Origin of the sequence: Pseudarthrobacter cellobiosi (assembly GCF_023913755.1) — a bacterium.
GTDB classification, from domain to species: domain Bacteria; phylum Actinomycetota; class Actinomycetes; order Actinomycetales; family Micrococcaceae; genus Arthrobacter; species Arthrobacter cellobiosi.
Window position 1 is genome coordinate 1 of sequence record NZ_JAMXBJ010000012.1, and the last position, 9,957, is coordinate 9,957.

At 64.3% G+C, this 9,957-nt stretch carries 12 protein-coding genes; 6 read left to right on the plus strand and 6 right to left on the minus strand.

Annotation, left to right across the window (positions count from 1 at the left end; genetic code table 11):
• Positions 1–106: 106 nt before the first annotated feature.
• Entirely contained in the window at positions 107–925 is an 819-nt protein-coding gene (locus tag NG696_RS00195; protein WP_252573481.1) for an SDR family NAD(P)-dependent oxidoreductase, read from the minus strand.
• A 138-nt stretch (positions 926–1,063) separates the two neighbouring features.
• Here NG696_RS00195 and NG696_RS00200 point away from each other — a divergent pair, with 138 nt between their 5' ends.
• Positions 1,064–1,441 (plus strand): TfoX/Sxy family protein, encoded by a 378-nt coding sequence (locus tag NG696_RS00200; RefSeq protein ID WP_252573482.1) that lies wholly within the window; start codon positions 1,064–1,066, stop codon positions 1,439–1,441.
• A gap of 93 nt (positions 1,442–1,534) precedes the next feature.
• On the opposite strand, the gene NG696_RS00205 is transcribed toward NG696_RS00200, so the two are convergent.
• On the minus strand, positions 1,535–2,938 hold the full coding sequence (locus tag NG696_RS00205) for a GntP family permease (protein ID WP_252573483.1): 1,404 nt from the start codon (positions 2,936–2,938) through the stop codon (positions 1,535–1,537).
• Positions 2,939–3,006: 68 nt separating this feature from the next.
• Positions 3,007–3,570: a gluconokinase gene (locus NG696_RS00210; protein ID WP_252573484.1), complete on the minus strand. Its 564-nt coding sequence runs from the start codon at positions 3,568–3,570 to the stop codon at positions 3,007–3,009.
• A gap of 190 nt (positions 3,571–3,760) precedes the next feature.
• Between NG696_RS00210 and NG696_RS00215 the strand changes: the two genes are divergently transcribed.
• Positions 3,761–4,495 carry a FadR/GntR family transcriptional regulator gene (locus NG696_RS00215; protein WP_252566632.1) on the plus strand — a complete coding sequence of 245 codons (735 nt, stop codon included), beginning with the start codon at positions 3,761–3,763 and terminating at the stop codon, positions 4,493–4,495.
• Positions 4,496–4,589: 94 nt separating this feature from the next.
• Positions 4,590–6,344, plus strand: a complete 1,755-nt coding sequence (gene ctaD / locus NG696_RS00220) for an aa3-type cytochrome oxidase subunit I (protein WP_252573485.1) — start codon at positions 4,590–4,592, stop codon at positions 6,342–6,344.
• Between the two features lie 94 nt (positions 6,345–6,438).
• Here ctaD and NG696_RS00225 read toward each other — a convergent pair whose 3' ends face one another.
• The 3 genes from NG696_RS00225 to NG696_RS00235 all read right to left on the minus strand — a co-directional run bounded on the left by NG696_RS00225 (position 6,439) and on the right by NG696_RS00235 (position 8,074).
• Positions 6,439–7,017 (minus strand): plasmid pRiA4b ORF-3 family protein, encoded by a 579-nt coding sequence (locus NG696_RS00225; protein WP_252573486.1) that lies wholly within the window; start codon positions 7,015–7,017, stop codon positions 6,439–6,441.
• A 35-nt stretch (positions 7,018–7,052) separates the two neighbouring features.
• Positions 7,053–7,742 (minus strand): hypothetical protein, encoded by a 690-nt coding sequence (locus tag NG696_RS00230; RefSeq protein ID WP_252566641.1) that lies wholly within the window; start codon positions 7,740–7,742, stop codon positions 7,053–7,055.
• Between the two features lie 128 nt (positions 7,743–7,870).
• Positions 7,871–8,074, minus strand: a complete 204-nt coding sequence (locus NG696_RS00235) for a cold-shock protein (protein ID WP_024365339.1) — start codon at positions 8,072–8,074, stop codon at positions 7,871–7,873.
• A gap of 259 nt (positions 8,075–8,333) precedes the next feature.
• On the opposite strand from NG696_RS00235, the gene NG696_RS00240 reads away from it, so the two are divergent.
• From NG696_RS00240 to NG696_RS00250, 3 genes are read left to right on the plus strand one after another with little or no spacing between them, the layout of a single operon-like run.
• A complete protein-coding gene (locus tag NG696_RS00240; protein ID WP_252573487.1) occupies positions 8,334–9,104 on the plus strand; it encodes an alpha/beta fold hydrolase in 771 nt (256 codons plus the stop codon).
• A 48-nt stretch (positions 9,105–9,152) separates the two neighbouring features.
• Complete coding sequence (locus NG696_RS00245; protein ID WP_252566645.1) at positions 9,153–9,419, plus strand: type II toxin-antitoxin system Phd/YefM family antitoxin; 267 nt, start codon at positions 9,153–9,155, stop codon at positions 9,417–9,419.
• The gene (locus tag NG696_RS00250) at positions 9,416–9,814 is read left to right on the plus strand and encodes a type II toxin-antitoxin system VapC family toxin (RefSeq protein ID WP_252573488.1); all 399 of its coding nucleotides are present in this window, start codon (positions 9,416–9,418) and stop codon (positions 9,812–9,814) included. Before NG696_RS00245 ends, NG696_RS00250 begins: the two co-directional genes overlap by 4 nt.
• The last annotated feature ends 143 nt before the right edge of the window (positions 9,815–9,957 follow it).

The window sequence follows — 9,957 nt, forward strand, 5'->3', positions numbered from 1 at the left end:
CAGCGAGGCCCGGCACCCCAGCACGCCCTTCGCCCGCACAACGAGCCGAAACCGAATTCAGCTCATCCGCCCAGGCGGATCGGTGGATCGAGGCTAAGGCCCCGGCCTAGCGTGCGACGAGCTCCTCGCTGGCCTCCCACAAACCCTGCGCCAGCTCGGCGTCGTACGCCTGGGCGTTGGCCTTGGCCAGGGCTCGCTTGGCGTAGTAGGCGCCGGAGATCCAGTCGGTTCCGGCGGTGCCGTTGCTGAGCCAGAGGAGGGTGTCGGCGCCCTGGTCCGGGGTGAGCATAAAGCGGTTGAGGAGCGTCTTGTAGGCGTGCCGCATGGGGCTGGTGGACTCGGCCGCGAAGTTGGTGCGGACCACGCCCGGGTGGAACGCCGCCGTCGTGATTCCGTGCTCGCCGAAGCGGCGGTGCAGCTCGGACGTGAAGAGGATGTTGGCGAGTTTGGCGGTGCCGTAGGCGCGGTTGGTGGAGTAGGTGTGCTCCGATTTGAGGTCGAAGAGGTCCATTTTGCCGAAGCCGTTGGCCGCGCTGGCGGTGTTGATGACCTTGGCGTTGCTGGCGGTGAGGACGTCCATCAGCTCGGTGGTAAGCAGGAACGGCGCCAGGTGGTTGATCTGGAAGGTGGACTCGTTGCCGTCCACGGTGAGCTGGTGCTTGCCCATGATGCCGCCGGCGTTGTTGGCCAGGACGTCGATCCTGTCGTAATCGTCCCTCAGCTGGGCGGCGAGCGTGCGGACCTGGTCCAGCTCGGCGAAGTCGCTGACGAAGTAGTCGGCGTTGAGTTCCTTCGCGATGGCCTGCGTCTTCTCCTCGGAACGGCCGACGACGACCACCCGGTCGCCTGCCTGGGTCAGCGTCCGCGCGGCTGCCGCGCCAATGCCGTCGCTGGCGCCGGTGATCACGATGGTGCGTTGGGTCAAGGGATGTCCTTTGGTTGGGTGGAACCTGGGAGGTGAGTGCGGACTCCTGCAAGCCTAGCGGTACGGCAATTCTGTCCACGGCGCACCGGCGGGCATAAGCTGCACAAGGAATCACACCGCAACCCTGGGAGAATGCCAATGGAGATGGCCAAAGCGTCCGACGAAGCCAAGGAGCGCTTCCGCTCAGTAGTGCCGGACAGCCCCGAGGTGGTGGTCAAGCCGATGTTCGGCAACCTGGGCGCCTTCGTCAACGGCAACATGTTCGCCGGACTATTCGGCTCCACGATCGGCGTGAAGCTCTCCGACGCCGACCGGCAGGAGCTCGAAAGCACCGAGCGGACCGTCCCGTTCGGCCCGGCGGAGCGGCCCATGGGCGGCTACACCGGGCTGCCGGAGGTGTGGAACGCCGAGGGTGAGGGTGGCGACGCGCGAGCAAGCGCGTGGGTGGAGAAGGCCTTCGAGTACGTCGCGGGGCTCCCGCCGAAAGCGCCCAAGGCAGCCAAACCGCGCAAGTAGCGGCGGAACAGTATTACGACGACGGCGGGGCGCCAGAATTTCTCTGGACGCCCCGCCGTCGTACTTCAGTCAGCCGTGGCTGGAGTCAGAGCGTTAACCCGCCACGCCAGCGAGCAGGAAGAGGGCCGCGGCGATGGCGAAGCCCATCACGCCGATGAGGGTTTCCATGACGGTCCAGGTCCGCAGGGTGGTCTTGACGTCCATGCCGAAGAAGCGGCCCACCAGCCAGAAGCCGGAGTCGTTGACGTGGGAGACCACCACGGAGCCTGCTGCCACGGCGATAACCAGGGCGGCGACCTGCATACCGGTCAGTCCGGCGGTGGCCACGGCCGGGGCGATCAGGCCAGCGGTGGTGGTCAGGGCCACGGTGGCGGAACCCTGGGCGATGCGCAGGATGGCGGCGATCAGGAAGCCGGCCAGGATCAGCGGGATGCCCAGGTTGCCCAGGACATCGGCCAGTGCGTCGCCAATGCCGGAGGCGCGGAGCACGCCGCCGAACATGCCGCCGGCGCCGGTGATCAGGATGACGGAGCAGACCGGCCCCAGCGAGGATTCGAGCAGCTTCTCGATGGCGCCAGCATCCTTGCCGCGGCGGGCTCCCAGAACAAACACGGCGACCAGGACGGCGATCAGCAGGGCCACCGGGGTTTCGCCGATGGTGCGCAGGACCTGGAACCACTGCTCGTTCCGGACGGCTTCGGAGAGCGCTCCGGACGAGGCAAGGGTGTTCAGGCCGGTGTTGATGAAGATCAGGACGAGCGGCAGGAGCAGCAGGCCGATGATGGTGCGGAAGCGCGGCGGGTGGGACTCGGCCTCAGCACTGGCGTGGCCCAGGATTTCCGGCACCGGGAGGACCAGCTTCTTGCCGGTCCACAGGCCGAACAGGTAGGCGGTGACGTACCAGGTGGGGATGGCGGTGATGAGGCCGGCGATCAGGACCAGGCCGATGTTGGCATCAAAGAAGGCGGCAGCGGAGACCGGGCCCGGGTGCGGCGGCAGGAAAATGTGCATCACGGAGAACGCACCGGCGGCGGGGAGGCCGTAGCGCAGCACTCCCCCGCCCAGGCGGTGGGCCACGGCGAAGACGACGGGCAGCATGACCACCAGGCCGGCGTCGAAGAAGATGGGAAAGCCGAAGATCAGGGAGGCGAGGCCCAGGGCGAACGGGGCACGCTTTTCGCCGAACACGCCGATCAGGTAGTCGGCCAGCACCTTGGCGCCGCCGCTGGTCTCAACGATGCGGCCGAGCATGGCGCCCAGTCCCACGAGCAGCGCCACGGTGCCCAGCGTGGTCCCGAAGCCGTCGATCAGCACCGGCACCACCTTGTTGGCGGGGATTCCGGTGGCGAATGCCGTCGCGAGGCTGATCACGATCAGGGCCACGAGTGCGTGCATCCGCAGCTTGATGATCAGGAACAGCAGCGCGACGATCGATGCCGCGGCGATGAGCAGCAGGGGGCCTGCACCCAGCGTCTGGGTCCATCCTTCGATGACCATGGTTCTCCTTTGAAACAGAAATAATGAAATATTTGGGGAAAATTGGGCCGGCTCAGCAGGCGCCGGGCTCAGCTGGCGCTGGGCTCCAGGCGGGCGCTCGGCGCCGGACCCACGGGAAGCGTGAGGCCAGCCAGCACGGCGGCGACGATCTCCGCCGGGGAGTTGGAGATGTCCAGGCGTAGGCTGCCGGCGGCGAGTTCGTTGCCGGTCAGCGGTTCCAAGGCGGCCAGCTGGCTGGGCAGGAGCGTGGGCGGCATGAAGTGGCCTTCGCGGCCCTGCATGCGATGGCCGACCAGGTCGGCCCCGCCGTCGAGGTGGATGAACAGGACCCGGCCGTGGGCGTCGGAGAGCAGCTGACGGTAGCTCTGCTTGAGCGCGGAGCAGGTGAGTACCGTGCTCTTTCCGGCAGTGGCATGTGCAGTCATCCAGTCCTGGATTTCCCGCAGCCAGGGCCAGCGGTCCCCGTCCTGTAGGGGAATGCCCTGGGTCATCTTGTCGATGTTGGACTGGGGGTGGAACTCGTCCGCTTCGGCGCAGGCCCAGCCAAGCTGCTGGGAAAGCGCTGCCGCAATGGTGGACTTGCCGGAACCGGCAACGCCCATCACCACCAGGTGCGTGGCTGGATACTGCATGTTTACCTCCGAAGAAGACGCCGTTGGCTAAATGAAGAACGCTCATTGCGCATCTCACAGGGAACTGCGCCGGGAGATAAGGTATCACCATTTTGGACCATTGATACTATCTTTTGGTGTCACAAGTCATACCTTTGGGACTTTGTCGGTACGATTGGAGGGCGCACAGGCGCCGAGGAAAGCAGGAAAGATGTCGACGGCGACACCACCGGACGCGGATGACGCGCACGACGGCGGGGCCTCCCCCGCCATGCATGAACGCGTTCTCGAGGCGGTTGGCTCGGCCATCGCGGCAGGGAGCCTTCCTCCGGGCAGCCGGCTGACCCTTGAGGGCCTCCAGCAGGAGTACGGCATCTCCCGCACCGTTGCGCGGGACAGCATGAAGGTCCTGGAGTCCATGAACCTGGTGTATTCGCGCCGGCGGGTGGGCATCGTGGTCCAGGAGCGCAGGCTGTGGAATGTCTTCGATCCCAAGCTGGTGCGCTGGCGCCTCGGCTCTGTCCGGCGCGACATCCAGTACAGCAGCCTCACGGAGCTGCGCATCGCCGTCGAGCCCATTGCAGCCGCAGGTGCTGCCCGCCGGGCGAGCGCCGCGGAACGGGCCAAGCTGGTTGCCCTGGCTGCGGAGCTGCGGCGGCTGGGCGAAGCCGGCGAACTTGAGGCGTTCCTGGCGGTGGACATCGAGTTCCATTGCCTGCTGCTCCAAAGCTGCGGCAATGAGATGTTCACAGCGTTGGAAGGCATGGTGGCCGAGGTGCTGACCAGCCGGACCAAGCAGGGCCTGATGCCCTTCAAACCGCGGAACGAAGCGTTACAGGCCCACCAGGATGTTGCGGCGGCAGTGGCCCGCGGAGACGCGGTGGGGGCGGAGACTGCCGTCCACCACATCCTGGACGAGGTCCGGAACGCGATGGGCCTGCACTGACTCTTTCGGGATGCCGCGTTAGTGAGTAGCCTGCAATTAGGGGCTCATGCAAAGGGCCCATAGCTGCCGTGCAGAAGTATCTGTGAGGTGAAAAATGGCCATCACCGGACATTCACGAATAGGGACCTCGTCTACCGCTGCTCCCGCGGTAGTACCCCGGCGCAAAGGCGCCATGGTGGTCAGCTGGCTCACCTCCACCGACCACAAGGTCATCGGGTATATGTACCTGATCGCGTCGTTCGTCTTCTTCTGCCTGGCAGGAGTGATGGCCTTGCTGATCCGGGCCGAGCTCTTCGAACCCGGCATGCAGGTCCTGCAGACCAAGGAGCAGTACAACCAGCTGTTCACGATGCACGGCACCATGATGCTGCTGATGTTCGCCACCCCGCTGTTCGCCGGCTTCGGCAATGTCATCATGCCGCTGCAGATCGGCGCCCCCGACGTCGCGTTCCCGCGTCTGAACGCACTGGCCTTCTGGTTCTTCCTCTTCGGCTCCACCATCGCCGTCTCGGGCTTCATCACCCCGCAGGGCGCTGCGGCGTTCGGCTGGTTCGCTTACGCGCCATTGAACAACACCACTTTCACCCCCGGCGTGGGCGGTGACCTGTGGGTCTTCGGCCTGGCGCTGTCCGGCTTCGGCACCATCCTTGGTGCGGTCAACTTCATCACCACCATCATCTGCATGCGCGCCCCGGGCCTGACCATGTGGCGGATGCCCATCTTCACCTGGAACACGCTGGTCACGGCCATCCTGGTGATCATGGCCTTCCCGCCGCTCGCCGCAGCACTGTTTGCCCTGGGGGCGGACCGTAAGTTCGGTGCCCACATCTATGATCCGGAGAACGGCGGCGCGGTTCTGTGGCAGCACCTGTTCTGGTTCTTCGGCCACCCCGAGGTGTACATCATTGCGCTGCCGTTCTTCGGCATTGTGTCCGAGATCTTCCCGGTCTTCAGCCGCAAGCCGATCTTCGGCTACAAGGGACTGGTCTACGCCACCATCGCCATCGCCGCCCTGTCCATGACCGTGTGGGCACACCACATGTACGTGACCGGTTCGGTACTTCTGCCGTTCTTCGCCTTCATGACCATGCTCATCGCCGTACCTACCGGCGTGAAATTCTTCAACTGGATCGGCACCATGTGGGGCGGATCCCTCACCTTCGAAACCCCCATGCTCTGGAGCCTCGGTTTCCTCATCACGTTCCTCTTCGGCGGCCTGACCGGGATCATCCTCTCCTCCCCGCCGCTGGACTTCCACGTCTCCGATTCGTACTTTGTCGTGGCGCACTTCCACTACGTGGTGTTCGGCACGGTGGTGTTCGCGATGTTCGCAGGCTTCTACTTCTGGTGGCCAAAATTCACAGGCAGGATGCTCAACGAGCGCCTCGGGAAGATCCACTTCTGGATGCTGTTCCTGGGATTCCACGGAACGTTCCTGATCCAGCACTGGCTAGGGGTCATGGGAATGCCCCGCCGCTACGCCGACTACCTGGTGGAGGACAACTTCGCCTGGATGAACCAGTTCTCCACCATCTCGTCATACCTTCTCGGCGCCTCGATGATTCCGTTCTTCTGGAACGTCTACATCACGTGGCGCAGCTCAGAGCGCGTTGAGGTGGATGACCCGTGGGGCTTCGGCGCCTCGCTCGAATGGGCCACGTCCTGCCCGCCGCCGCGCCACAACTTCACGTCCCTGCCCCGGATCCGTTCGGAACGTCCCGCCCTGGACCTCCACCACCCGGAGCTCAGCGTCCGCGCGCACGAAACCACGCACAGCCCTGCCGCGGCCGCCCTGGGCGCTGCCGATATCGGCGAACAGGATGTGCGGAATCCAAACCCAGACCAGTGACCGGGTGGGGAGCGAAACCCTACCCTAAACCGAGCGGCGCAGAGCCCGGACCGCCAGCAGGAACTTCACGCCGCCGTCGGTTAGCAGTGCCCTGTCAAGAGGCCCCAATTTGGGCGCCGTCGAATGTTGCGGGGGCGAAGTGGCTGCCGTACTCGCCCGTCACGCCGAAGATCCAGGACGTCGCATCCGCGTGTTCCGGATGCTCCGGGTCCGCGACGATTTGCAGCATTCGCGTGTACCCGTGGGGCCCGCCGGAGTCCTCCACGGGTCCGCGGTTGGCGCCATCGACGCACAGCAGTTCCCCGGCCGGAAGGTCCGCTGAACCAAGCACCTCCACGTGATGCGTCCAGCTATCGCCAAAGTCGTACTCGTATTCCAGCGCGCTTCCCGGCTTTTGGGCATCCAGCAGTTCGGAAAGGACGACGCCGGAGGCCGGCTCTGCGTCCAGATCTTCCGTGAGGTCGTGGGGACCCACAATCTCCCGCGGCTTTCCGGCGCGGTCCTCGCAGCGGATGGCGTAGAGGTGGCTGTTTTCCCAGCCGAAGGCGGCCTGGACAGCGAGGTGGAACTCCGGAACCGTCAGCGTCACGGGGACCTGCAGCCTTCGCCAGATCAACGGTTCGATGTCCGTGATGCTGGTCCGGAGGTCGAAGGCGGGAACGGAAAATTGCATGGAGGCAATCCTGCCAGAGTGCGGCCGGGGATCCGTCATAGTGCAGGCTCAACGGACTCAACGGATTCAACGGCATAGGGTTTGGTGGCCGCCCGCCGCAGCGGATGACGCAGGCGCACCTGGTACGGACCATTCCGGAACGTGGCGCGGGGGTCCATCTGGACAACCACGAGTGGTTCGTCGCGGGAGCAGTCCAGCCGTACCACCATGCCATCACGCCGCCCGTTCACGTACAGCGGGGTTGCCCGCTCCACGGCTGTTTCCTGAAGGCGTTCCCGATATTCCTGCCCTGCCGCCAGGAAGAGGATTCCATGCGCCAGCCCCATGACTTTCAGCGGGATCACGGCGTCAGGCGGTGCGGGTTCAGTGGTGGGCAGAGTGCGGACGTGGTGTTCCTGCGCAGCTGACGCTCTGGCGGCCTTCGCGTGCCGGTCGCATTCCGTGCACCGGGACCGCTCCCCGACGGCGGCCAATAGGGTCACGAACAGTCTTCTGGGGGCGTGGTCCCAGCTGTTGGCCGTGACCTGGCACCACGCCGGGTGGTAGTCCGTCCCGTACTTCATGATGTAGACCTGGTCATCGCCCAGCAGGGGAGCCCCGTCCGGATGGGCGGCGGGCTCCACTGGTTTGAGCTCGCCGGGGCCTCTGGCCTCTGCCTGGGCGGAGCGGCTGAAATTGAGGTACTTGCGGATCAGCGGACTGAGTCGGCGTTTTGATATTGGCACGGAAATGTGCGGCCTCTCTGTGCTGGAACGATGCGATCAGCACATCTGGGTTAACAAAAACAGGGCCGGTCAAAATGACCGGCCCTGTTTTGAAAATGAAACCCTAAGGCCCCAGAATCTCTAAAGAATTAGAGTGCCTGGATGTTGACGGCCTGGGGACCCTTGGGGCCCTGCTCGGTTTCGAAGGAAACCTTCTGGTTCTCTTCGAGTGAGCGGAAGCCGGAAGAGGCGATCGCGGAGTAGTGAGCGAAAACGTCCTGTGAGGAGTCATCGGGGGAAATGAAGCCGAAGCCCTTTTCAGCGTTAAACCATTTGACGGTACCAGTAGCCATTATTTTTGTCCTTCGTGAAGGTGGAGGAAAAGTCCCGACTTTCGGGTCCTCCGGTGTGGGGTGTTCAAAACCGCTACTTCAGAAAGACGCGGACTTTCGACCGCGCGTACTGCCTGAACTACCAACTGCATAAACACAACAACAGGATCAACACTACAGGAGATTTTCCGAACCATTTACCACCGGCCAACGAGACGGGTGGTTGAGCCTCCACGATCCTTTGGTTGAGCCTGTCGAAACCCCGGCGTACCGTTCTCCCATGGGACCAATTCGGGCCATTCTTCTACCGGGTGCTGTACTCCCCTCCCAGGCCGCCTTCGGCGGACTCATCGCAGCCCTCGGGCCGGATGTCCAGGCAATCGCCAAGGATCTCGAGCTCTACGCGGAAGATGGGCCGCCGGCGGACTGGAGCCTGGACACAGAGATCGACGGCGTGCTGCGCGAAGCCGATACCCGGGGATGGGAGACGTTCCACTTAACGGGCTATTCAGGTGGCGGCGCGGCGGCGCTGGCGTTCGCTGCCAAGCACCCTGGCAGGCTGCTGAGCCTGGCGCTGCTGGAACCGGCCTGGGCCGGGAACTGGGACTGGAGCCCTGCGTACACGGAGCTCCGGAAGAAGTACGAGCAGCTGGAAACACTCCCGCCGGAACAGTTCATGTCCGCCTTCATGAGGCTGGGAGTTAAGCCCGACGTCGTCCTTCCGCCGCCGCCGGATCCCCCGCCGCCGTGGATGACCAACCGGCCGGCGGGTATCAGGGCGTTCCTGCGGACCTTCAAAAACTATGACCTGGAGAGGGCGCGTTTGGCTGCCTTTCGCCAGCCCGTCTATTTCGCCTTGGGCGGCCTGAGCAATCCCCATGACTACGGCGATATCGCCAGCCGGCTGTCCAGGGTCTTCTTCCCGGACTTCCACCTGGACGTGTTCCCTAAGCGCCACCACTTCGACCCGCCACACCGGATCGAGCCCGAGCGACTGGCGGAATTGCTCCGGCGGCACTGGGAGCAGGCAGAAGCAGCAATCCCTGACTGATCCTTTCGTTCGGGCGCACAGATTGCTACGCTTGCTACGGAGGTAACCATGACGACAATCCCACACCGGGAACTGCGCAACCAGAGCAGCAGAATCCTGGAGCGCGTTAAGAACGGCGAAACCATCGACGTCACGAACAACGGCGAAATAGCCGCTACATTGATCCCGCCGTCGGCGTCACCCTTTGAGCGGTTGTTGCTGGCGGGCCAGGTCCGCCCAGCCGCCAAGGGGCCGGTCGATTTCCAGACGCTGCCGCGCGTCCCGTCCGAAGCCGGCACTGCTGAGATCCTGGCTGACCTCCGCGGGGACCGGTGATCATCTACCTGGGCACGTCGGCTGTCCTCAAGCTTGTGGTCGAAGAGCCAGAATCATCCGCGGCCGCCCATTACCTCTCAACCGCGGCAGCCCAGGGCCACCAGCTGGTGGCTTCGATGCTGCTCTATACGGAACTTCATTGTGCGGCCCATCGCCGCGGATTTCCCGGCGAGACCGTCAATACGGTCCTGGGAGCCATTAACCTGGTCGATCTTGCCCGCTCGGACCTTATGTACGCGGCGGCCCTGCCCGGCAAGTTCCGAAGCGCCGATGCCATACATCTGGCCGCAGCCATCCGGCTGCAGTCCGACTTAATGGTGGCGTATGACGCCGAACTCCGGGCTGCTGCCGTCGATGCGGGCATCAACGTCCTATCCCCCGGCGCCGGGGGTTGAGCCTGCCGAAACCCCCGGATCTCTGACAAGCTCGATCACCGACGCGGTGGTTGAGCCTGTCAGTAATGATTGATGTGGGGGTCGGGTTGGTCTGACTCAGAGCCTGTCTGACGCTTTGGCTGTCTTTATTTCGATGCGTCGGC